The following is a 24,760-nucleotide window of genomic DNA, read 5'->3' as shown; positions in this document are numbered from 1 at the left end:
GGCCGATGAGCACCGTTAATCGTAAGAAAACTTGATCTGCATCTATGCAAGTCGAAATCTTGTCGCTACAATGCATTACTAAATGAGAATTAGTTTCAATTAGCACTGTTAAAGGTAAATAATTCACCTTCCTATGAGCGAATTTAGCGACCACCCTATTCTGCAACTGGACGATGTTCAGTGTCGCCACGGCGATCAAATCATTGTTAACCATATCAGTTTTAAGCTCAAAGCCGGCGACAGCGCCTGTCTTTTGGGCCCCAGTGGCTGCGGTAAAACGACTCTATTACGTGCTGTTGCCGGACTCGAGCCAATTTATGAAGGCTTTATCAGCATCCATGGCCAGTTCTGCTCGAAACCCGATTTCACCCTGGCACCAGAAAACCGTCATTTAGGTTTAGTGTTTCAGGACCATGCCCTCTTCCCTCATTTAGACATCTTCGATAACGTAGCTTTTGGTTTACGCCATTTACCGCGTAAACAGCGACGTGAGCGAGTTCAAGAATGTCTGGAGCTGGTTGGGCTTGAGAATATGGAAAAGCGCTACCCGCATCAATTGTCTGGTGGCCAGCAACAAAGGGTGGCCCTGGCGCGTAGCATCGCTCCGCGTCCCGAGCTTATCCTGCTAGACGAGCCCTTCTCCAGCCTGGATACTCATTTGCGCCGCTCATTGGCTCGCGAATTAAAGAGTCTGCTGAAAGAACAGAACATCGCCAGCCTGCTGGTGACTCACGATCAACAAGAAGCTTTTGCCATGGCTGATTACATTGGCGTTATGCATCAGGGCAAACTATTGCAATGGGACCGACCCTATAACCTTTACCACAAACCTGTGGATGCGCAAATTGCCTCATTCATCGGCGAAGGTCATTTCATTGCCGGGCAAATTTCAGATCAGCAGCACGTTAATACGGTACTCGGTAATTTCACCATTGCCAACGGGCAAAAATTTGCACCCAATGACAGCGTTCTGGTGCTGATGCGCCCCGATGACGTCAAACCCAATATGAACTCGCCCTTACGCGGCAAAATCACCCACAAGGTGTTTAAAGGCGCAATTATTGAATATGAGCTGGAATTAGCTAATAAAGAGCAATTAAAGGCCATTTTCCCTAGTCACCATGACTATCCGCTATCACAAGATATAGGGTTCGACCTGGATGTTAAGCACCTGATCGTGTATCCAGATCACATTTCTTTGTAAAATTTTTAATCAATTTAAAAAAAATGCAAATATGACTTAAAACGCTTGATCCAGCGCAAGCCCAAGCCCCACAAGGCCTGCCGAGTTACCCACCATTTGCTAACAATTTATCCACAGAAAATTCCCCAAGATATACTCTTGCCAAGCGTGTAAAAACGCACTATCTTGTATCCATTGCGACAGCAACTAACTATATATAGTGAATCAAGAAGTTCGCCTAACTTGTTGATTCTCTGTTTATCTCAGTCAAAAAACGAACAAAAAACAGCCAATCGGCAATAATGCAAAGAGGTCTGTGGAGGAATAATGGAAACCGAAGTCAGCAAACCTGAACAATCAGCTGCCAAAACACCATCAACTAACCCATCATCCGGTCCGGAAATCGAAGCTACCAAACCTGGTGAGATTCGTGTTATTCGCCGCAATGGAAAAGTCACGCCTTATGACGACAACAAGATCGAAGTCGCCATGACCAAGGCGTTTCTAGCAGTGGAAGGTGGAGCAGCAGCAGCATCCAGCCGTGTGCACGAAACGGTACGTCAATTAACCAAGCAGATCACTGAAGCGTTCAAACGTAGAATGCCCGGTGGCGGTATCATCCATATTGAAGACGTCCAAGATCAGGTTGAACTGGCCTTGATGCGTAATGGCGAACAAAAAGTTGCGCGTTCTTACGTGTTATATCGTGAAGAACGTTCGCGCGAACGTGCCGCTCGTGATTCAGCCAAGCTTGATGCGCTGGTTGGCGAAAATCAGGTAATGGTAACGGTTGAAGACGGTAGCAAGCGTCCTCTGGATGTTGAGCGTTTGCATACGGTTGTGATTGAAGCCTGTAAAGACCTGTCTGACGTTGAACCAGACCAGATTCTTAAAGATACCATGCGTAACTTATACGATGGTGTTGCCATTAAAGACGCTTACCAAGCGTTGGTGATGACTGCTCGCACCATGATCGAAAAGGAGCCGAACTACACTTACGTAACGGCTCGTTTGTTGCTGGACAGCATTCGTTCTGAAGCCTTAAGAGAGCTAGGCGTCGCTAAACGCGCGACGCAAAGCGAAATGACGGCAATCTATCCAGAAGCCTTCAAAGCTTATTTAAGCGTTGGTGTTGAAAATGAATTGTTAAGTCCGGAGCTTTTGAGCTTTGACCTCGACAAAATCGCTAACGCCATCAAGCCTGAGCGCGACATGCTGTTCACTTACCTTGGCATTCAAACCCTGTTCGACCGCTACTTCATCCATAAAGACGAAGTCCGTATCGAATTACCACAGGTATTCTGGATGCGTGTGGCAATGGGCCTGGCCGTCAACGAAGATGATCGTGAAGCGCGTGCGATTGAGTTCTATGATGTGTTATCCACATTCCACTACATGAGCTCAACCCCTACTCTATTCAACTCAGGTACTTTGCGTCCTCAGCTTTCAAGCTGCTACTTGACCAATGTTCCTGATGACCTTGACGGTATCTATGGCGCGATTAAAGATAACGCATTATTGTCGAAATTTGCCGGCGGTTTAGGTAACGACTGGACACCAGTACGCGGCCTTGGTGCTTACATCAAAGGCACTAACGGTAAATCACAAGGTGTTGTGCCCTTCCTGAAAGTGGCTAACGACACTGCGGTCGCAGTCAACCAGGGCGGCAAGCGTAAAGGCGCAGTCTGTGCTTACCTTGAAACCTGGCACATCGATATTGAAGAGTTCCTTGAGCTACGTAAAAATACCGGTGATGACCGTCGTCGTACCCACGATATGAACTCTGCCAACTGGGTGCCTGACTTGTTCTTGAAGCGTGTCAGCTCCGATGGCGATTGGACGCTATTCAGCCCGAACGAAGTGCCTGATTTGCACGACCTGTACGGTAAAGAATTCGAAGAGCGTTACGAATACTACGAAGAGATGGCCAAATACGGCAAAATCAAAACCGCTAAGACCATTCCAGCGAATGTTCTATGGCGCAAGATGCTGTCGATGTTGTTCGAAACAGGCCACCCTTGGATTACTTTCAAAGATCCTTGTAACCTGCGCTCGCCACAACAGCACGTTGGCGTGGTACACAGCTCGAACTTGTGTACTGAGATCACCTTGAACACCAAAGCGGGCGAAGAAATTGCGGTCTGTAACCTGGGTTCAATCAACCTGCCGAAGCACATGAAAGACGGCAAGTTAGATACTGAACAGCTGGAAAAAACAGTTTCGACTGCGGTTCGTATGCTGGATAACGTGATTAATATTAACTTCTACCCAGTAGAAACTGCACGTAAATCAAACATGCGTCACCGTCCGGTAGGTCTTGGCCTAATGGGCTTCCAGGACGCTCTGTACTTACAGAAAATCCCTTACACCTCCGAAGCAGCGGTTGAATTTGCTGACAATGCGATGGAAGCGATTTCATACTACGCCATTCAAGCATCAACTGACCTTGCTGAAGAGCGCGGTTCTTATGAAAGTTTTGCTGGTTCACTATGGTCGCAAGGCATTCTACCGATTGACTCGATTGAGAAGTTAATCGAAGAGCGTGGCGCTGAGTTTATCGAAGTGGACACCAGTTCAACAATGGATTGGGACACATTACGCGAGCGTGTAAAAACAGTCGGTATGCGTAACTCAAATGTGATGGCGATTGCACCAACCGCAACCATCTCTAACATTTCAGGCGTTTCGCAATCGATTGAACCGACCTATCAGAACTTGTATGTGAAATCGAATCTATCAGGCGAGTTCACCGTAGTTAATCCATACATGGTGAGAGAGCTGAAAGCGCGTAAGTTGTGGGATTCTGTGATGGTTAATGACTTGAAATACTACGAAGGTAGTTTGCAACACATTGACCGCATCCCAAGTGAACTGAAAGAGCTGTTCGCAACCGCCTTTGAAGTTGAACCAAAATGGTTAGTGGAAGCGGCAAGCCGTCGCCAGAAATGGATCGACCAGGCACAATCGCTCAACCTATACATGAGTGAACCATCCGGTAAGAAATTGGATATGGTTTATCGCATGGCCTGGTTCCGTGGCTTGAAAACCACTTACTACTTGCGCTCACTAGGTGCAACCAGTACTGAGAAATCAACCATCAGTGATGGCAAGCTCAACGCCGTATCCTCTGGTCCTGCACCAGTCGGCTCGGCAGCACCAGCTGCTTGTTCACTTGATGACCCAGATTGCGAGGCTTGCCAATAACGGCAAGCTTTTCGCTTAAGTGAATAACTAAAAAGAGAAGTGACGACAACGGAATGGGGTCGCAACGAAAGTTCGCCCCTTTTTTCACGAAAATAAAATGGCAATGCAAAAGCGTGAAAAGCACAACCAAATTTAAGAGAGGTAAACATGTTCAACTGGGATGATTACAACAAAGAGGAAAAGGCCGAAGCGCCGAAGAAAGCACAACCCACTCCTGCTCCCGTAGTCGAAGAGAAGCAAGAGCAAGCTGCGCCAGCGACACAAGCTGCCGCTGAGCCAAAAGCAACTCAAGAAGAGTATATTGAGCCTGAAGCGTTAGACAATCTTGCTAAAGCACAAGCCGCTTTGGAAGAGCTCGACGTAGCTCCGGGTTTAGAAGAATTAGAAATGGGTGCGGCCCGTATCGAAGTTGATGATAAGAAAATGATCAACTGCCGCGCTGATTTGAATCAGTTAGTACCCTTTAAGTACGACTGGGCATGGCAAAAATATCTGGATGGTTGCTCGAACCACTGGATGCCACAAGAAATCAACATGACTAAAGACGTTGCCACCTGGAAAGATCCAAATGGCTTAACTGACGATGAGCGAAAAATCGTCATGCGTTCTTTGGGTTATTTCTCAACCGCTGACTCATTGGTTGCCAACAACCTGGTACTGGCGATTTATCGCTTGATTACCAACCCTGAGTGCCGCCAGTATATTTTGCGTCAAGCATTTGAAGAAGCCATCCACACCCACGCCTACCAATACTGCGTAGAGTCGTTAGGCATGGATGAAGCAGAAGTATTCAACATGTACCGTGAAGTGCCAAGCATCGCTAAAAAAGCGGCTTGGAGCATTAAACACACGCAAGGTATCTCAAACCCAACCTTCAAAACCGGTACAGACGAAGCGGACCAGGAATTACTACGCAACCTAATCGGCTTCTACTGCGTAACCGAAGGCATATTCTTCTACTGTGGCTTCACTCAGATTCTGTCTATGGGTCGCCGCAATAAGATGACCGGTGTTGCTGAACAGTTCCAGTACATCCTGCGCGATGAATCAATGCACCTAAACTTCGGCGTTGACATCATCAACCAGATTAAGCTGGAAAACCCACACTTGTGGACAGCTGAATTCAAGCAAGAAGTCCTGCAAATGATTCTTGAAGGCACACAGCTCGAAATTGAATACGCACGTGACACTATGCCACGCGGTGTATTAGGCATGAACGCCGGCATGATGGAAGAATACCTACAGTTCATCTGTAACCGTCGTCTTGCCCAATTAGGCTTGCCCGAGCAGTTCAAAAATGTCTCAAATCCATTCCCTTGGATGAGCGAAATCATGGACTTGAAGAAAGAGAAAAATTTCTTCGAAACCCGTGTTATTGAATATCAAACTGGTGGCGCCCTGTCTTGGGACTAACACCACATTTCGTAAAGCGACACATAAGAAGAGATTTGCGACACATAAAGAGAGATTATTGATAATAATTTAAATTTGTGTAAACCGCGAAGATTGATATTTAATTTAATAAATCAAATTAAATATCCTTGATTTGAAAATAGACTATTTTTAAATCAAGCATCTTGGGGGAACGGAGGAGCTAAGAGACGTCTGACTCCTCTTCCAAGAGCCTGACAAGCAATTGTCAGGCTTTTTTTCTGGAAAAAAAGACTGAGATAATACATAAATACTGAAAGGAACTAGGAATGAGTTTAACAACGACTGCCATTAATTCAGTGCTGACAACAGCCCTAAAACAAGGCATTAGTTATTGGAGAAAGAAAAGGATAAATGAGTTGTTAGAAAAGCTCAAAACAGGAGGAATCAACCTTGATTCACCTGAAGTCGAAAAGGAAGAATTTATATCAACACTAATTTATACTGCTGATGCATTACAAAAAGCCAGTGGACATCAAAAAATAAATTATCTAATCGATATATTTGTAAAAGGTGCTCAAGAAAATAAAATCATTACGGATACGGATGAAGTAAACGAACTTCTTTCATCTATTTCAGAGTTGTCAAACAAAGAAATAATAGTGCTCAGCTTATGCAGCCAGCACTTAATCCATAGTTCATCAGATACAAGCGGAAAACAGGTAAATGAATCCTCCGAAAAACTTTACAAGAGTGTTTCGAGCCAACTAAACATCTCATTTGATGAAAGTATATCGGTAGTAGCTGCGATTCAAAGAACTGGGTTTATCGTGCCATACAATCAACCCGGGAAGTATCCATACTACTTACGCTCTTATAAGATGAAGACTTTGCTTGATTATATCCATCTAACAATCAACTGATTACTTAAGTTTAAAAATACAAAATGGACGAAGCATAATAGACGAGCCATGATAAAGTTGATTAATGATCTTTGCACACACTCATCACTAAAAAAAATACAACATACAAAAAAAATACTAAGCACTTAGTGCCTTATCCGCTGGATTAGACTTCAACTTTGTCATAATTGATTGAAAATCAAGGCCTTCACCTTGTAACCGACTAACAGCCTCATTTCTCCATACAAGATCATCCTGCTTGAAGCTGGTTCTTAAGTCTTTTATTACATCTAGAGCGTTAATAACCCAGCTTTTAAAGTCATTTAAATTCCAAAACATAACATTGCTAAGGTGTGGAAAAGCACCGTCATCTGCATTTGTAACAGATGAAACTAAAACAGTAACTATTTCTGAATTCCCATCGCAACCCTCAACGTTTTTCATCATCCAATTAGGATGCGTTGCAGCTTGCCGTGCCTTTGTTACGCTAAGCTTTTCATTTTTAGCATTAGCATGATCTTCAAAAACTATAAAGCCATTTTCCAATTGCCACCAAGGGTCTGGGGAACCATTAACCTCAATCTTTCTAGCATTAAACCCTAAAAGCTCTCCAATTAACCTATGCGATTCTTCAAATAAACTAGCCTCTTCTAATCCGTCTCTTATTTTTGATATATGATTCAAAAACTTTTTGTTAGTTGATAGGCCAAGGTTAACAAGAACAGACTCCATATTTTCAACTTGCTTCAAGGCAAGGTGATTACTGAGCTCTTCATGAGATAAGTCCTCACTACCAATAAATTTTGAAAGGTTAGATAACCAAGGTATATCTTTAGCGATTTGTTTAGCTTTTGAATAGTGCGCCAATACCTTAGAAGTTAAATCCTCACCATTAATTTCAGTTGCCAGATATGCAGCTGAACCGGATAAATATGCCCACAATGCTCTATAACCTTTAAGTTCTGGGCCGTGCAAAGAGTCAAAAATCTCTTCTGCATATTGTAATGCTGTTAAATAATCCCCTTTCCATAAAGCTTTCATATATTTTATTTCAAGGTGGACAATTGCACTTAAATCATCTACAGCTGGCAACTTATCTTGGTGAGCCTCATTTCGATACTCTAGAATTTGCTGATTAGCTGCCTCCCAATCTTCATCATTTTCAATAAAAATCTTATAATTTTCTAGTAAATCGTCCATTGATACATCTGTAGACTGCTTCACTCCAAAGGTTATCTCAGCTTGTAACTCTGGATGAAAATATTTTCTACGCTTTATATCTGTTAAGTATGAGCTGAGTTCATCTCCTAAAACAACCACCGCTGAGAAATCTTCAAGCGACCGTGTACATCTCCCTAGAGATTGTAAAACCCGGGTTTGAACCCTTTCATTAAATAGGGTATTTGCCCCCATCTTAGACATTAAAAACTGTTCCTGTAAATTTACTGTTTTAGGAAGACCATCAATTATCAATAATCGACATTCATCACCAGGAAAATCAATACCATCATATCGATTCGCAACAATAGCAACAGCATCATTATCGTTTATATATTGTTCTTTTGAATTCTCAATATCCCTTGCTTCATAAATTCTTGATGTTGTTTTACTGGTCAGAATTTCTATCTTATTCTGACTTTGAAAATCACTTGGGACTAAAAATAAGCTTCTATCACTGCTCTCAACTAGCTTGCAGTAAAAACTTTCATATTCTTCATCACTTAAAGAAAAAGTTGGAAATATAAAAAACCTTCGGCCCACTCCTTGTGTATCCCAACCTTCGGGAACCTCCAATCTCTTAATTTTCTCTCTTCCAACCAATCTTTCTAGATCTCCACCTTCTCCCAATGTAGCAGACATATAGATACGCTGACTCGCTTCATAGAATGCTTCATGAGTCCAAGTAGGAGGGATAATTGGTCTTATAAGCATGTTATTGGGAGATAAATACAAGTTACAGCTTGAAAAATGGTCTTTTAGCAAAGACCACGAGTACTTATAGCTACTACCCTCTGAATAAAGGCTAATTATTTCCATTAAGTCCTGCTTTACTTCCTCCATCACTGGTGTTGGAAGCATATCAACCCACGCTTTATCGGACGGGCCATCCCACTCACCCAATAGCCTGCCATGATTGTTGGATCCTATGTGCTCCTTCAATATATTAGCTATAGCCTGAAATACATGAGGATGATCACTATGATTTATCTGCACCGACCATAAAGTCGAGACATAATTTTCAGCTGCATGGGCATCATCAATAATAATTACATCAGGATCATCAAAAAATGGATTTGTATTAAAAATACTACTGTATGTAGTTACCGCTACTGATTGAGCCTGTCTATATTTAACAATATCACCTGGATTGTAATCCCTTTTAGTACCAGTAAAGCCTACAACATTTAAACCGTACTTTTCTTTTGCTTGAGCTACTACTTGGTTTACTAACTGCTTTGTTGGGCAAACATAAACAATTCTCTCGTTATTTTTTCTACGTCTCCACTCTGCGATTAATAATCCTACAAGGGTTTTGCCACTTCCTGTTGGCAGTTGTAAGGCAACATCGCTACATGTCTGACCTTCATTCGTATATTTAACCATCATTTCTTTCTGGTGAGGAAGAACATCAGGGAACCGTCTTCTGCTTAACTCCCTAAATAATAAGTCAGGCGATTCAGGAACTTGGTTACTTGATTCTTTTTTCTTAAATGCCATTTTATTCTCCTGCTTTTAATCCTAAATTAGTTATAAATCATCTGACCAGATAGCCCATCCACTTTCGATTTAATTGCCTTCCACTCTGGAATTACCTGTCCCATAAGCTTATAAAACCGTTTGCTATGGTTGTGCTCTACCAGGTGGCAAAGTTCATGCAAGATGACGTAGTCGATGCATTCTTTGGATGCTTTCACTAGATGGGTGTTAAGTAGTAGTCGTCCTTTGGGGCTACAGCTTCCCCATTGCTTTTTCATGGTGCGGACGGTGAATAGAGGTGGCTCTGTGACCCAAGGTGTTTTCTGGACGACTTTTTCAAGCCGCTCTTTGAAGACTTGTTTGGCTTTGTCTTTGTACCAGTCGTCGAGTAAGGCTTTGACCGTATCGGCTGATTTATCTTTGCAGTAAACCTCTAGGGTGCCACGGAACAATCGGACTGTTGGCATGTGCTTTTTATCAGCATGCACTTTTAGCATGTATCTCCGCCCTAGGTAGAAGTGCGACTCACCGCTGATATATTCTCTTGGGCTATGCTCTTCGTTGAGTTTTTTAAACTCGGTGAGCTTTCTGTTAATCCATTGGCCGCGTTTCTTGGCGGCTTCTACTACATCCTTGTCAGATACATCTTTTGGGGCATAGACCTGCACGGTGCAGTCTGAGTGCACTTTAATGCTGACTTTGGGGCTGGACTGTTGTTTGTCTTTTCGCTCAAAGACAATCGCTTCGTCGCCATAGTAAAAACTCAGCAATTTCTTGGTCATGGCAATCCCTATTATCCTTGCCCTGTCCCAACGCGAACAGTGTGAATGATGGACTCTACGATGGCGTTTGCATGTTCAAAGCCAGCGCCAGCGTTCTTACACATCATCATGGTGCTAGGTATCAGCTTTTTCCTGATGGCATTTTCCATCTCTTCTGGATTGAGTGAGTTCTCATGGATGGCTGTATCAACTGCCTCATCGCACTCTACCGCAAAATCTATCCAGCTTCGCAGGTCATCTTCATGGATGGTTGCAAAGGTTTCCGGCAGCTGTTTTTTGAAAATCCCAAACAGGGCCTGCGCTCGCTTGTATTCTTTTAGTTCACTTGGAATATCATCCAGCTCACGATTATTAACCTTTTCTTCGAACTCCTTAAACAGCATGTACTGCTTCATGGGGTGGTCGAACTGGCTTTCCGCCTGCTCAATAACTTCTCTTAGCAATTTGGAGAAGGCTTCCTGAGCATAAGGGTCATCGCGTAAGTCTTGCTCAATGGTTTTAGTGACGCGGGTTTTGATGATATCGGTTTCATTGCGAGTTTTATCAGCCGTCCAGTCGTCGACATTTTGGCTGAGTCCCATTTTGCCTACCTCATAAACACCTTCGGACTCACGCACCTCAACCCCGACCACATGCTTATCCAATAGCTTTTTAATACTGTCTTCATACTCACTGTAATCAATGGTTTCACCTAAAGAGTTTTGTACGGCCTGACGGATCGCAGTCATCTTCTTCAGGGTCTGCTTATACTCCTTGCGATCTTCTTCGCTAAAGCTTTTGTCTTCATAGAAGTTTGCCGATTGCAGAGCCACTTTCAGGCATGAGGAGAACTCTTTTAAGGCATCATAAAACTCATCACGCACCTTCTGGTTGGTATCGACCATCTCACCGTTGATTTCTTTAATCTTCGGCAAGAGCACCTGATAGTACTGTTCGTTATCACCTTTATTTTTAACACTGGCAAAGAAATTCCACAGGTTCTTGTTGAGCTGAGGCAGTTTTCGATACTCGGTGTTCATGTGCGAGTAGAGGCCTTCGATATCTTCAATATCGTAGCCGCCCTGTGTTCGAGCAGCCAAGTCCTGATATTTTCCAATCGCAGTATCCAGCTCTGCTAATATCCCACGATAGTCAATCAGGTAGCCAAACTTCTTATCGGGATGCAAACGGTTTACTCGGGCAATCGCCTGGATCAGGTTGTGCTCTTTCAGAGGCTTATCAATGTAGAGCACGGTATTCTTGGGTTCATCAAAGCCGGTCAGCAATTTATCGACTACGATGAGTAGCTTTAGATTGGGATCTTCATCAAAGCGTTTGACTACATCTTTGGTGTACGCCCCTTCATCTTGATTACCGATGTTATCGTTCCACCACTGGATCACTTCAGGTACATCATCAATATTTTTATGGCCCTGGCGCATGTCCGGTGCACTCATGACGACGGCGCTCTCGAATACTCCCAACTCATCAAACTGTTTCTTGTACTTAACGGCAGAGGCTTTGCTATCGCAGGCTAACTGAGCTTTCTGGCCCTCGGGAAGGTTGGCCTGAATATGACTCGCGATATCCGCCGCAATCAGCTTGATGCGGTCTTCTGAGCCATAGACTGAGCTTTTCTTGGCATACTGACGTTTGAGGTCAGCAACCTGTTCTTCGCTCAAGCCTTGAGTAATTCGTTTAAACCAGGCATCAATCGCACGCTCATTGACGTTCAAATCCGGTATCCGCTCTTCATACAACAATGGCGTCACCGCCTTATCCTCAACCGCACGTTGCATCGTATAAGCATGGATGATGGAACCGAACTTATTGGTAGTCTTGTCATCTTTAAGCAGTGGCGTACCGGTAAAGGCCACAAAGGACGCATTAGGCAGCGCCTGACGCATTCTGATGTGATTTTCTCCATCCTGACTACGATGGCCCTCATCAATCAGAACAATAATGTCCGGGCTGTCGTTGTGGCACTCTGGTAAACGAGCCGCCGAGTTAAACTTCTGAATCAGTGAAAAGATAATCCGTTGATGGCCCTTTCCAATCTGTTTGGCAAGCATTCGGCCAGATGTTGCAAGTGAGTCTTTCTTGTCCTTTTTGCCCTCAAGCTCGCCGCCAGTAGTAAAGGTAGCGCTCAACTGAGTTTCCAGATCTTTCCGATCAGTAATCACCACGATGCGGCATTGTTTCAGCGATTCATTAAGGAGCAGCGCCTTGGAAAGGAACACCATGGTCAGAGACTTACCCGATCCCGTGGTATGCCAGATAACGCCTCCCTGACGTGAACCATCGGTATCTTTTTGCTGCACCCGCTCCATGAGTTTTTTGGTGCCAAAGAACTGTTGATAGCGAGCGACAATCTTACCAATCTTGCTATCGAACAATACGAAGTAGCGACTAATCTCTAACAGACGGGCTGGCGTTAATAGGCTGATCAGAAGCTTGTCTTGTTGAGTCAACGCCAACTCACCGCCAGCAATCAGACTTTGATACCAGTTGCGGTAGCGAGCTTCGCGGCAGTCGAATATGGCATTAAAAGATTCTTGCGCCAAAGGCTTATTCTTTAACCCAGCCATCTGTTCATCGCTAAAGTCTTCTTCGCGCCAAGCTGCCCAGAATTTATAAGGCGTCCCACAGGTGGCGTATCGACCATCATTGCCACTGATGCTTAGTAGCGCCTGGCTGTAAGCAAACAGATGCGGGATTTCATCAGGATGCTGGTTACCAATGGACTGAGTAATGCCTGCTTTAACCGTAGGGCCTTTGCTGGCATGTCCATCGGGGCGCTTGGCTTCAATAACCGCCAACGGCAAACCATTCACGAAACAGACAATATCGGGACGCTTGCTACCAACCCCGCCATTTCGGGTTACGCTAAACTCATCGGTAAACAGGAAACTGTTATTGTCGATTAAATCCCAATCAATGATAGAAATAGTCGGATGGGCTTTTTTGCCATTAATGATTTCAGTAACCGAAACCCCATACACCAAAGCGTTATAAATCTTCTCATTGGCTTTAGTGAGGCCTTCGTTAAGCTGCGGCTGGAGATTAGCAACAATCGTATCAATGCTTTGTTGGCTTAAAGAATACTGCTCCCCATGAAACTCAAACTGACGCTTTTGCAGCTGCCTGCGCAACTCGTCAACCAGCACCACTTCATTCTGGCTATTGCCGCGCAGCTTTAACGCCTGCTCAGGGCTAATAAACGTCCAACCCATATTGGCCAACAATGTCAGTGCCGGGATCTTGGCGCTGTATTCTTCTTGGAATTGTAGTTGCGACATAAATTTATCTCAGCTTAAACTAGCTTTAGAAGTGAAATTGAGTCTTTAACACATTTAATTTTATTAGTCCCTCTTCCACGGAAGTAATGATTGATTGCCTCTCTCCACTTTTCTATATGATTCTGATCAAAGATTCCTACATGTGCATACCCCATACCAAATAAATCATGCATTATCCCTGCGGCAATAACTTCTGCATGGCTTGGCCAATCATCAAAGTCTCCAAAGATATTAGCATCCGTTAGCGGGCGAATCATCTCCTCTACTGGCTGTTCATTGTTACAAAAAACCTCAGCAACGACTGGATCGAAACAATATAGAAAGACACCATACACACGTAATAAACCATATGGGAATATTAAATTTGACACAAACAGAGTGGGATTCAGAGTAATAGATACTTCAATCAATCTAATAAATTTATCAACATCTCTCAAAGAAAGTTTATTCTTTTCAATAAGTTCATTTACAAACGAAATACAACCTTCATTTTCGAAGAATGTTCCTCTGACAACCTCGCTTTGATCAATTTTTAAATTGTAATGATGCTGTGAGGCTAAAATTGAATTGTTATCTACTGAACAAACTTCTGGTAGTTGAATTGTATATTTAATAAACTTATCCAAATACTTCTGCGCATCGTCATCATCAATGCCATACCGATGCTTTACCGACGAGCATATTTGCTTAGAGTTAGCCACCAACACAAACTGAATATTATCGACATCAAAGATGTGCTTAATATTCTCTAGCATCGTTACAGTGTAATCTGGTCTACAACGGTCTAATTCATCTACAAAGATGACCAAAGGTTGCTCTTGCCCCACCGTTTCAAGCAATACTTTTAGTGCATTTAAGCTCTCTTCAACTTTCTCATGATCTTTAAGTAAACGGCTTACCGATTTATCTATAAGATCATTACTAGCATTTTGGATTTCATCTACTAAAGTATCTGCGTCTATTCCCGCTCTGGAAAGAAACGCAGATGTACCAATCTTCATTGCAGCACCTAATGCATATCTTAAAACAGGCAGAGCTCTATCTTTTAAGCTATTCTTTTCATTAGGATCATCAATGGCATTGAGAATTGAAGAAAGAATGGTCAATAATGGTTCATCAGCATGATCTGCTTCAAATGCATCTATATATATGGCTTTTAGAGGTGGCTCTTCCTCTGAGTTGATTAAGTTAACAAGCTTTTGGCAAAACTCAGACTTACCAGCTCCCCAGCCGCCATCTAAGAGCATTGGAGAGATATCAATATCACCTTCAAGTAAAGACTTAATTTTCTCGGCTATATTCCGCCGACCAAACTCATCTCTATAATCAAAAGTTAATTCTTGATCTAACATAACAGTCCTTATTTCTTACCTAGTCTTGAGGCTAAATTAACAATATCAGCAGCCCCTGGCATAGTAGGGCTGCTATCCCCACCCAAAAGGCCATTATCTGTTCTACTAAAAAGGGATTGCAGTATTAAAGCTCTATCTTGCTCTTCAACCGCACTTTCGTTCTTTAAGGCCAAATAAAGATAAGTAAGTTGCTCTCTCTCTTCCGAGTCACGCATCAAATGAAAGGAACTGAAAGCTAATTTACTAAAAGTTCTAATCAAATAAGCAAACATGGTTGCAAGGGTACCGAAGATCACAATACCCTGGAGGGAGCTTAGGTTAACTTCTAACGCTTTCCCAAGGAGCCAGTTATTAAAATTCGTGTATATGCCAAATATACCGCATGCTAAAAATACGATTAAAACTGCTAGCCAGCAAAAACCCTGTTTACGGTATTTTTTTGCAGATCTATTCCAATATTTAGCAGGGCCATCAAGTCTTAATTTTTCATAATAGGTTTCTTCAAGAGTATTAACAGATTGAGACCAGCTTCTTAGATTTTCATCAAATTGTTTTTCATGTCTACTTCTTTGACGTATGCCTAAATAATTACTGACTTTTAAAGCTTGCTTAGCTTTATCTAAGCTTTTATCAAACCACTCATTATAATTATGCTTAATATCATCTACTTCACCTATTAGCTCATCTGTCTCTTTGAGGAATTGAGATCTAAGATGGCCTAATGATATCTTCTCACCATTTCGTCTCGAAACCATTTCAGAATCACTTTGAATAAACTCATATCCAATCAGTGTTCCCATGAAAACATTTCGATTATTTAAAGGATGATGCACTTGGTTTAAATATAAGATTTTATAAAATGCATCTGCACCATCTAAATCATAATCGCAATTACAACCTACAAAAACTTCTGCACCCTCATTGGTTGCAGATAGCCAATGAGTAGCAGCATGACGCATACTTTGGTTTGTTATATGAGTGTTAAAGTTTTGTAATAAGTCTTGTTCTGACCATTTATCAACACTCTCTCCCCAATTATCTATAGTTGAGAGGGCCTGGTGAAAGTTATTATAGAAATTAATTAATCCGTGCGGACGCTTATTGCTACTTTTAACCCTTTCAGCATACTCTTCCCACTTTTCAATTTCTGACTTAGCAAATTTTATAAAACTCTTTAAACTCGAAAATTCAAATGTAATTCCACTAACATCTCTAATAGAAATTTTAAACACAGATGACATAATTTAACTCCCTCAATCTATTCTAACCCTTCGCTTACCCGTTAAAAGCTGCTGCATAAGAGCTTTTTTCTCTTGCTTTAGGTAATCTATCTTCTGCTGCAAACAATCAATTTCTAAATCAGCTTTCGAAAGAACTTTTGAAATTGCCTGTTGCTCTTCGTATAAAGCAGGTAAAAAAACTTTTAAAGCTTTTATGTAATCTGTTGTGACCCTTTTTTGACCAGCAGATCCTTGCATATTAGCCTCACCACGTGTTCTAAATTCATAAGAACACGTGATGTAATAGATATACCTTGAGCTTATACCCTTTTTAGCCCTTAAAACATGAAACTCGGTACTTCCAAAACCTACTCCATTTGTTAAGTCATAAATATATGCACCCTTACCGTTTTCAAAACAAGGCGTTATTTTCGCTAAGATAACATCGTTATCTTTAAATGCCGTATATCCTTTCGAAACCACATCATACGTCTTATTTTCAAAACTTTTTAATCTAGCATCTTCCGATACAGAATCCATAGATATAAAAGAAACCATCCTATTCGATGGCTCAGGTTCCTTTTTGGGGTTTACAGTACACAGATTTTCTAGATTAACTTTCTTCCATTTGCCATTAAACCTAACGCCGTTGTCGTCGAGGAGGCGTTTTTTGCCGGTGAGGAGTTGTTGCATGAGGGATTTTTTTTGTTGTTGGCTGTTTTTTAGGAGTTTTTCGGTGGTTGTGATGGCTTTGTCCCATGTGGATAGGATTTGGGCAATTTTCTTTTGTTCTGGAAAAGGAGGAATTAAAACATTTAGATTTTGAATTTGTTTTGCAGACAAATTTGCTTGCTTAGTCCCACCAGGATATGAATACAACTTTGCTAAAACAACCTCACTTTGGAGTAAATTAATGACGAAGACAGAACTTGTTTTTTTCTTTGGGTTTAACTTTATAACACGTTGATTCAATAACGTATCAGGTGCTTCTAACGGTATTTCTACCGTAAAACCATAGTCTCGTTTACCCATAGTACCCGTCATAGACATAACTAGATCACCTGGTTTAACTACATACTTATCAAACTCTAATTTATATGACTTAGGCAAAAATACAGGGTTTCTGCTCAAGTCTAATGAGTTTTGATATAAGTTGCCCATTCTTAAAAGCTGTATTCCATTTTCCACGAAGTCCTTACTTTTAAATGCGTACCCCATTACTGTATCAACTAGGTTACCTAAATCTCCTTTTTTCCAACCCTCAGGCACCATACCCAAGCTCCTTTAGGTATTTCTCCATTTCGCTTTCCAGTTTGCTGAGCTCCTGGTTGAGATTGAGGCGTTCTTCTCTGACGGCCATGAGGTCGATTTCTTCTTCCTCTTCGAAGGTGTCGACATAACGTGGGATGTTGAGGTTGTAGTCGTTTTCTTTGATTTCTTCATAGGTGGCAATAAAGGCGTATTTATCGACCAGAACGCCTGCGTTGGCCTTCTGGTCGAAGCCTTCGCCGTTCATGGCTTCTTCAAATTGCTTGGTCAGTTCTTTTGAGCTGTCTGTGCCGTTGTCCATGCCAATTGGGTCATGGCCGTCTTCTGCGCCGAGCAGTTCGCGGTACTTACGGTAGGTCTGGATAATGCGACTGATGTCGTCTTCGGTTAGTTGGTTCTGGTTTTTGCCTGCTTTGAAGTGTTTGGAAGCGTCGATGAATAGGACTTTGTTGCCTTCTTTATTATCTTTGCGATCTTTTCGAAACACTAAAATGGCGGCTGGGATACCGGTGCCATAGAACAGTTTTTCCGGTAAGCCAATTACCGCATCAAGCAGGTTTTCATCAATCAGTTGTTTACGGATTTTACCTTCGCTGGAACCACGGAATAGAACACCGTGCGGCACCACAACGCCCATACGACCGCCTTTAGCGCCTTTGCCTTGAGGCTTAAGGGTTTCTATCATGTGGGTGATGAAGGCGTAGTCGCCTTTGGTTTTTGGCGGAACGCCGCGACGGAAACGACCGTGTGGATCATGTTCGGCTTCGTCATGGCCCCACTTATCTAAAGAGAATGGCGGATTGGCGGTCACGATATCAAATAACTTTAGATTACCGTCTTTATCCAGCAGCTTAGGGCTACGGATGGTATCTCCCCATTCAATTTTGTGATTATCTTCGCCATGCAGGAACATGTTCATCTTAGCCAGCGACCAGGTTGAACCGATAGCTTCCTGACCGTAGAGCTCATAGCGCTTGGAGCTGTAGTGCTTTTTAATCCAGTTGCTGCATTTCAGGAGAAGCGAGCCGGAGCCACAGGCCGGGTCACAAATGCTTTCGCCTTCTTTCGGAGCCAACAGGCGGGCAATCACTTCCGACACTTCAGGCGGGGTATAGAACTCACCGGCTTTTTTACCGCCTTGGGCAGCAAACTTACCGATTAAGTATTCATAGGCATTGCCAATCACATCAAGGTCGCCAACGCGGCTCGGTTTAAGGTTCATTTCCGGGCGGGCAAAATCTTCCAGCAAATGACGCAAAATCGTGTTCTTCTGCTTAGCGTCGCCCAGTTTGTCCGTATTAAAGGAGATATCCTGGAACACACTTTTACTGGCATCGCGTAGCTTCTTACCGTTTTCTTCTTCAATCTTATGCAGAGCCTTATCAATCCGCTCACCATTGCCCATTTCATGACGCTTTTCATAGAGCGCATAAAAGCTAGTTCCTTCCGGTAGAACAAAGCGCTCAGAGTCCATCATCGCCTTGATGACTTCCGGATTATCGCCATACTCCTTCTGGTATTCTTCGTAATGGTCTTGCCACACATCCGAAATGTACTTTAAGAACAGCATGGTCAGAATGAAATCTTTATAGGTATCAGCAGAAATAGTGCCACGGAAGGTATCGCAGATACTCCACAGCGTTTTATTGATTTCGTTTTGGTCGATTTTGTCAGTCATTGTTCTTGTACCCTCTTGAATACCAATATTATTGATATTTCACTATTATCTATTCTACTCGGCCAAGCGACGTTTAATGTCGTACGCAAGTTGACCCATTAAATTCTGGTTGTTGGATATTTGTTGCTGAAGTGCCTGAGTGTGCTGCTGTGTGGTTTTATAGAGTTCAGCAATTGTTTTCTGCTCAACGAGAGGTGGCAGTGGGATATCCATTTCTAATAGTCTAGTTTTTGTGATGCTTTTCACAATCGTACCACTGGCCGATTGGTTGTAAAAGGCTTGGGCAGGTGCCTGGTTAAGGTACCAATTCAGGTATTCGGGCAATATTAACTGCTTATTGGTACAACGAATCACAAAAAAATGGGGCGATGCCACCACTTTCTTTCCCTTCGGGATCCCTTTCACCAATGCTGAAAAGAAGGTTGAGCCTTTATTGGGGAAGAGCAAATCCTTCTCTTCAAGCCACTTCGGTTCGAACCGTCCCTTTACCTCGGAAGAAGTGACATCGCTCCAGTCCACACCATATTCGGGATCCACATTTTTGAACTGGATCACCAGCGTATCAAGGCCTGGCGACTCTTTTATCTTCCCTCTAAAAGGGTGTCCGAGGTGTATGTCTATTAAGTTTTTTATATTCATGGGTGACAACATTATCACCATTGATGCTTAAAAACCACTTGCCAATGGAATTTTTAATGTGCTACGGTAAATTATCGAGTGCATCAATTGCAAAGAAGCATTCAAAGCATAGCTGAGAGGAAGGAGGAAGAGTAGTGCTGAAAGAATTCAAAGAGCTTTTTAATCGGGAAACCTATACCCCCGGGCACTGGCAGGGGCATCGCAAACTGATGAAGGGCAAAAAAAGCAAACGCATTACCATGTTCGCGAGCAGAAAGAATGGGTTTTCCATGCCTTGCGAGAGTAGCCTCGAAAAGAATTACTGCTATCACCTTGAGTTCGATGACGCAGTCAAAGAATACAGAACGCAGGGGATTCAGTTTGATACTGGGGATATTAAATACACACCTGACTTTATTCTTCGTACGACGCATAACACCTACAAAGTCGTCGAAATTAAGCCAATGGGAGAACTTAAAAATAAAGAAGTGGTGGCCAGGCTATCCTTAGCAAGGAAATATTTTACAAAAAATCAAATCCCTTTTGAGATTGTAACAGAAAAGCTCACAGACAAGAGCCCCATGTTAGACAACTACCGCTACCTATATCGAGCCGCCAAACTGCCCTTTACTCCAATCGAATGCAAAAAGGCCTATGAATTAATTGCAAGTTTGAAAGTTCGCTCACTGCAAGAAATTCGGCAGGTGCTATCAAGTAATCAGCTTCCATTACTATTGCCAGAACATTTAATTCTGCAAGGACAATTATCCATCAACCTCAAAAAGCCAATTACTAGCCAATCACAAGTGGAGATTAAGCATGAATAATCTAAATCAAATTAGACGAGGTCAGCGATTTACCTTCTCCGGGCAAGACTACGAAATTATCCACATTACAGAGAGTGAAATTTTGTATAAGCGAAGCAAGGGAGGAGCACCGAACATGTTGGCATCAGAGAGGTTTCACTCGCTGGTAACCTCTGGCGAAATTAAACTCCACAATATTGAACTAATGGGCAGTGACGAACAGCTACTCCTTACAGACGAACAGATCAAAGAGCGGGATAGAAGATTGGCTTATGTTCAAAAAATTCTAAATTCGACCAGCAAGCCCACCAAAAGATCTGTCGTCAATCCACTGATTAAAAGCATTGCGGATGAACGCCAAGAAGCAGCACCTGGTTTTTCAACCGTCGGTAAATGGATCAAAAGGTACACTAGCTCGGGTTACCGGCCTAACTCTTTAGTCGATAACAATCACTTAAAGGGCAACAGAATCAAAAAGCTATGCCACCAGGCCCAGGTCGCCATGCACGAGGTCGTGAAAAATATCTACCTGAGTAAGCAGCGACATTCAGTTAGCTACGCATACAATGAAATGTGCAACTTATATTTGAATGGTGAGATTTCTAGGGTACCTTCATTGCGGACATTTGAGCGTTATGTAAAAAATATCAGCGAACACCAAAAGATCCGGGCACGCTACGGTTCGCTCAAAGCCAGCAAGCTTCTTAGAGCCGCTGGTGCCAGCCCTTTTTATTCAAGACCTTTAGAAGCTGTACAGGCGGATGGGCAAGTAATGGACATCTTGATTGTTGATGACCAAACAGGGGAAATCCTTGGGCGTCCAAATGCAACCATTTTGATTGATGTCTATACCCGCTGCATTATTTCCGTGGTCATCAGTATGCGAGGATTTAGTGCCGGCAGCGTGCTTCAGGCATTAAAGTTGGCTCTGACAGGTAGCTACTCTGGCTTCGGCGGGCACATTGAAACATTACATGTTGATAATGGTGCTGACTATACCTCGCAATCAATGAAAAATCTTGCCAATAATTTGGGCATTCAGATCGACTATGCAGCACCCAATGAACCTAATTTGAAGGCGCAAATTGAACGCTTTTTTAAGTCTTTAAATACAGGGCTAATTCACCATTTACCTGGCACCACATGGTCTAACCCTGAGCATAGAGACAACTATCCGTCTGAGAAAAAAGCTGTTGTGACCTTAGACCAACTTCAGTCTCTCGTCAAAAAATGGATTGATAACGACTACCATAAACGGATTCATGAGGGCACCGAACGTGCACCTTCAGCGTTGTGGCAAGAAAGTGCCAGTGAGCACCCAGTGCATGTTTATCCAATGGAACACATCGACATGCTGGCAAGAAAAGTAGAACGACGGAAAATCAGCAAAGGGCGAGTTCGCTACCAAGGACTAACCTGGTATTCACACGTGCTTGCAGCGGTTGAAGCTGAGTTAATCGCTAAAAGAGTCACCCGTAAAGTTGATGTTTATATTGATATCACAAATCTCAGTTATGTTTTGATTAAGGATCCACTCAAGCGTAATAACTTTATTCGAGCAGATTCAACCCGACCTGAATTTACTGAGCTTTTAAGTTTGGAAGAATACCAAAAAGTGAAAGAGAAACTGAAATTGAGAACAAGTTCAGATCTGGAGCGATATCCAACCGAGCAATTAATTAAATTCAGAAAAAAAATGTCAATGGAGATTGAGCTACTGAATGACCCACAGAGCCGTCGTCTGGCGAAGAATGTTCGCAAAAAATTACAACGCGAACGTCAAAAAGCCAAACTATTATCTAATGTGCCTCAACCAGAAACGCTATCTAACTCAACCAATAAAGAGTTGAAAATTGATATGAATTTTGATGCCCATAATCCGGAGAACTTAGATTGATGAAAATTGCAGATCTTAAAAAAGTTGAAAACTTTGTCATTCCACACTCAAAATTTAAACAGGCAAAGCAAGGCATCATCGATGCAATTGAGCTGTCCAAAGCTACGGGAAAAGCAGAAAGCGTGATTTTATCGGGCCCCGCCGGGACGGGTAAAACCAAAGTCTGTACAGCAATCCTCAAACAATACCCTCCAACCGTTGAAGAAGACAGGTTATTCGAGAGAACCATCGTGCCAGCTTTTTACACGAGTATCCCATCGCCAGCAACGACCAAGGGGGCGGCGATCAATATGTTGAAGTCGCTGGGGGTTAGAGATGCCCACAGAGGCACTTCTGTTGAGGTCAAGAATCGTTTGGGGGTACTTTTGAAAAACTGTCGGACACAGGTGATTTTATTAGATGAGCTGCAACACCTCCTACAACCCAAAAGTTCCAATAAAGAGGTATTTGAATGGATTAAATCCCTGCTCAACGATTACCAAATTCCGATCATTGCAGTCGGCACCCCTGAGTGTGAAAGAGTGGTTGATAGTGACAAGCAGCATGCACGAAGATTTGTCAGGCGGTTCCGCCTAGGCAACCTTACTTCGCCACTACACAGTAATGAGTTTGGTAGCTATATGGCTACCGTCATGAAGATCATTAGTGATACTTTAAACATTGATGTCCAGCTCAACTTGAAGGATAGCCATACTTTGTTAGCGCTTTATGCTGCGACGGGGGGCAACCCATCTGATATCGAGCAAATCTTTAAAGCCAGCCTCTATCGATGCATAGTAAATAATAAACGGACAATCAAACTGAAGTTTTTGGCTGAAAATTATGAGTCGTTAAAATTACCTTATGATTTATGCGGGGATGACTCAGCGTTTGATTTCAGCCTTGAAGAACTGCATGAAATCATTGAAATGCACGATTCCATCCAATGAAGTTATTGCATACCCCGAAGTTTATTGCCGATGAGTCCCCATCGAGCATTTTAATTCGAACCAGCGAGCAAAATGGATGGAAGCAGCTAGGCTACTTTCTATCCAGTATTGGCTTTGGAAAATCCGATAAGGGTGCTGTTCTTAGCTGGCTCGTTGATAACGAAAAATGGAATGCCTTGGTTGCGAGCTTTAACGCCGACTATCTAATCGATAAAGGTATTCCCTATCACAAACAGAAGAACTACAACCTCTCGCCGATTAATGTTCGCGGGCACTTCACCAGGCTCCCATATATTCGACAAAAGTTCAGCGCCCTATGTCCGGAGTGCGTTGATGAAAACGGTTATCTGGATTACCGATGGGACTTAAGATTTATTACAGCCTGCCCCAAGCATAGCCGCTTGCTGATTGAGCAATGCACCAAATGTGGGGAAAAAATTCAACACTATCGTGGCAAATTGAATCAATGTGGCTGTGGGCATGCTTTTTTAAACAATTCTGTAACAGCAGTCGATACCCAGGAGACTAAGCACATCTACAACCTTTTGAAGGCAGGCAAGCACGAACACACTCAATTGATTGAATGCCTGTTTAATGCATTGCTGACAGTGACTGGTGATAACCAGTCACTTGAGATGCAGCATCAATATGCAATTGACGCTTATCAGTTGACAACATCCGGTATTCAATCTCCCGCATTTAAGCGGTTACAGAAATTTGTTAATCATCATGCAGAGCTTGGGCTTCACCCCAGGCTGTGTTTATGGCCACTGCTAACAATGAAAAGCTCGCTGGCCCACGATATTTGTAGCCGCTTACTTTCAACTATCAAACTGAACTATCAAACAAGAGCGCTTTCTTCTGGCAAGAAGCAACTTGTAACACAAATGCGAACACAGCAGGCAGCCATCACACTGGGTTGTAGCGTTCACATTGTAAAAAAGCTAATCGAACAGGGCTTTCTCAAACGCGGAGAGTCGAAGTTTTTTGTCACCTTTAAACCAATTAACCAATTGCTGTGGGCATTCAGCCAAGAAAGCACCGCTAAGAATTCAAATAACGCCTTTGAAGAAGTCGGTTATTTGCTAAAACATCCCAAGTTTAAACTGAGTGTTTCGGACATCCTAAAGGCAGTTAAGTCACAAACCATTTCCTTGAAACCAATGCGGCTGGATAAAGGAATTCTATCATCCAAAATCACTAAGCCAGTGAAGACAACTCCAGACACTAAAGGATATATCGCATTACTCGACCTGGCTGAAAAAACTCAAATTCCATATGAGTCTTTGAGAAAGCTCATCAAGCTCGGTGTATTTAACCCCATAAAAATTAAAGACACTAGCAATGCTACCTTTCTACTCCCAGAGCAAGTTGAGCGATTCTTTCACTCTTATGTGTTTTCTACACAACTGGCTAAAAACTTTGGCCTAAGCGGACAAGCAGTTGCAGCGAGGCTAAGGAGAGCAGGTGTTCGCCCCGAAGGAAAACCGTTTACCGATAGAGGGATCACTAACCTGTACCGAAAATCAAAACTAGCAGCGTTGAATCTCAATGACCTTATGAAGGAGTAGCCA

16 protein-coding genes are annotated in these 24,760 nt (G+C 42.7%); 8 read left to right on the top strand and 8 right to left on the bottom strand.

What is annotated here, in order from left to right; translation table 11 throughout:
- The first annotated feature begins 133 nt into the window (after positions 1 to 133).
- The 4 genes from ACN0VI_RS06065 to ACN0VI_RS06050 all read left to right on the top strand — a co-directional run bounded on the left by ACN0VI_RS06065 (position 134) and on the right by ACN0VI_RS06050 (position 6,681).
- Positions 134 to 1,204 (top strand): ABC transporter ATP-binding protein, encoded by a 1,071-nt coding sequence (locus ACN0VI_RS06065; RefSeq protein WP_331890773.1) that lies wholly within the window; start codon positions 134 to 136, stop codon positions 1,202 to 1,204.
- Positions 1,205 to 1,510: 306 nt separating this feature from the next.
- Positions 1,511 to 4,387, top strand: coding sequence for a ribonucleoside-diphosphate reductase subunit alpha (locus ACN0VI_RS06060; RefSeq protein WP_417446126.1), 2,877 nt, complete (start codon positions 1,511 to 1,513; stop codon positions 4,385 to 4,387).
- 147 nt (positions 4,388 to 4,534) lie between these two features.
- Positions 4,535 to 5,800, top strand: a complete 1,266-nt coding sequence (locus ACN0VI_RS06055; RefSeq protein WP_417446125.1) for a ribonucleotide-diphosphate reductase subunit beta — start codon at positions 4,535 to 4,537, stop codon at positions 5,798 to 5,800.
- A gap of 287 nt (positions 5,801 to 6,087) precedes the next feature.
- Positions 6,088 to 6,681 carry a hypothetical protein gene (locus tag ACN0VI_RS06050; protein ID WP_417446124.1) on the top strand — a complete coding sequence of 198 codons (594 nt, stop codon included), beginning with the start codon at positions 6,088 to 6,090 and terminating at the stop codon, positions 6,679 to 6,681.
- A 117-nt stretch (positions 6,682 to 6,798) separates the two neighbouring features.
- On the opposite strand, the gene ACN0VI_RS06045 is transcribed toward ACN0VI_RS06050, so the two are convergent.
- From ACN0VI_RS06045 to ACN0VI_RS06010, 8 genes are read right to left on the bottom strand one after another with little or no spacing between them, the layout of a single operon-like run.
- Positions 6,799 to 9,378, bottom strand: a complete 2,580-nt coding sequence (locus tag ACN0VI_RS06045) for a DEAD/DEAH box helicase (protein WP_417446123.1) — start codon at positions 9,376 to 9,378, stop codon at positions 6,799 to 6,801.
- Between the two features lie 26 nt (positions 9,379 to 9,404).
- Complete coding sequence (locus tag ACN0VI_RS06040; RefSeq protein WP_417446122.1) at positions 9,405 to 10,139, bottom strand: M48 family metallopeptidase; 735 nt, start codon at positions 10,137 to 10,139, stop codon at positions 9,405 to 9,407.
- 11 nt (positions 10,140 to 10,150) lie between these two features.
- Positions 10,151 to 13,417 carry a type I restriction endonuclease subunit R gene (locus ACN0VI_RS06035; protein WP_417446121.1) on the bottom strand — a complete coding sequence of 1,089 codons (3,267 nt, stop codon included), beginning with the start codon at positions 13,415 to 13,417 and terminating at the stop codon, positions 10,151 to 10,153.
- A gap of 14 nt (positions 13,418 to 13,431) precedes the next feature.
- Positions 13,432 to 14,769, bottom strand: a complete 1,338-nt coding sequence (locus ACN0VI_RS06030; RefSeq protein ID WP_417446120.1) for a KAP family P-loop NTPase fold protein — start codon at positions 14,767 to 14,769, stop codon at positions 13,432 to 13,434.
- 8 nt (positions 14,770 to 14,777) lie between these two features.
- The gene (locus ACN0VI_RS06025) at positions 14,778 to 16,010 is read right to left on the bottom strand and encodes a DUF6161 domain-containing protein (protein WP_417446119.1); all 1,233 of its coding nucleotides are present in this window, start codon (positions 16,008 to 16,010) and stop codon (positions 14,778 to 14,780) included.
- A 12-nt stretch (positions 16,011 to 16,022) separates the two neighbouring features.
- On the bottom strand, positions 16,023 to 17,261 hold the full coding sequence (locus ACN0VI_RS06020) for a restriction endonuclease subunit S (RefSeq protein ID WP_417446118.1): 1,239 nt from the start codon (positions 17,259 to 17,261) through the stop codon (positions 16,023 to 16,025).
- Positions 17,251 to 18,936: a type I restriction-modification system subunit M gene (locus tag ACN0VI_RS06015; RefSeq protein WP_417446117.1), complete on the bottom strand. Its 1,686-nt coding sequence runs from the start codon at positions 18,934 to 18,936 to the stop codon at positions 17,251 to 17,253. Before ACN0VI_RS06015 ends, ACN0VI_RS06020 begins: the two co-directional genes overlap by 11 nt.
- 54 nt (positions 18,937 to 18,990) lie before the next feature.
- Positions 18,991 to 19,575 carry a restriction endonuclease subunit S gene (locus ACN0VI_RS06010; protein ID WP_417446116.1) on the bottom strand — a complete coding sequence of 195 codons (585 nt, stop codon included), beginning with the start codon at positions 19,573 to 19,575 and terminating at the stop codon, positions 18,991 to 18,993.
- A 134-nt stretch (positions 19,576 to 19,709) separates the two neighbouring features.
- Here ACN0VI_RS06010 and ACN0VI_RS06005 point away from each other — a divergent pair, with 134 nt between their 5' ends.
- The 4 genes from ACN0VI_RS06005 to ACN0VI_RS05990 are packed head-to-tail and all read left to right on the top strand — an operon-like array spanning position 19,710 to position 24,757.
- Complete coding sequence (locus ACN0VI_RS06005) at positions 19,710 to 20,381, top strand: TnsA endonuclease N-terminal domain-containing protein (RefSeq protein WP_417446115.1); 672 nt, start codon at positions 19,710 to 19,712, stop codon at positions 20,379 to 20,381.
- Positions 20,374 to 22,257 (top strand): Mu transposase C-terminal domain-containing protein, encoded by a 1,884-nt coding sequence (locus ACN0VI_RS06000; protein WP_417446114.1) that lies wholly within the window; start codon positions 20,374 to 20,376, stop codon positions 22,255 to 22,257. The genes ACN0VI_RS06005 and ACN0VI_RS06000 overlap by 8 nt, the downstream gene beginning before the upstream one ends.
- Complete coding sequence (locus ACN0VI_RS05995) at positions 22,257 to 23,186, top strand: TniB family NTP-binding protein (protein ID WP_417446113.1); 930 nt, start codon at positions 22,257 to 22,259, stop codon at positions 23,184 to 23,186. The genes ACN0VI_RS06000 and ACN0VI_RS05995 overlap by 1 nt, the downstream gene beginning before the upstream one ends.
- Complete coding sequence (locus tag ACN0VI_RS05990) at positions 23,183 to 24,757, top strand: TniQ family protein (RefSeq protein ID WP_417446112.1); 1,575 nt, start codon at positions 23,183 to 23,185, stop codon at positions 24,755 to 24,757. The genes ACN0VI_RS05995 and ACN0VI_RS05990 overlap by 4 nt, the downstream gene beginning before the upstream one ends.
- Positions 24,758 to 24,760: the final 3 nt, after the last annotated feature.

Source organism: Kangiella sp., from assembly GCF_048265365.1.
GTDB lineage: Bacteria > Pseudomonadota > Gammaproteobacteria > Enterobacterales > Kangiellaceae > Kangiella.
The sequence above is the reverse complement of the archived record's forward strand: the minus strand, read 5'-3'. Positions and strand labels throughout refer to the sequence as shown.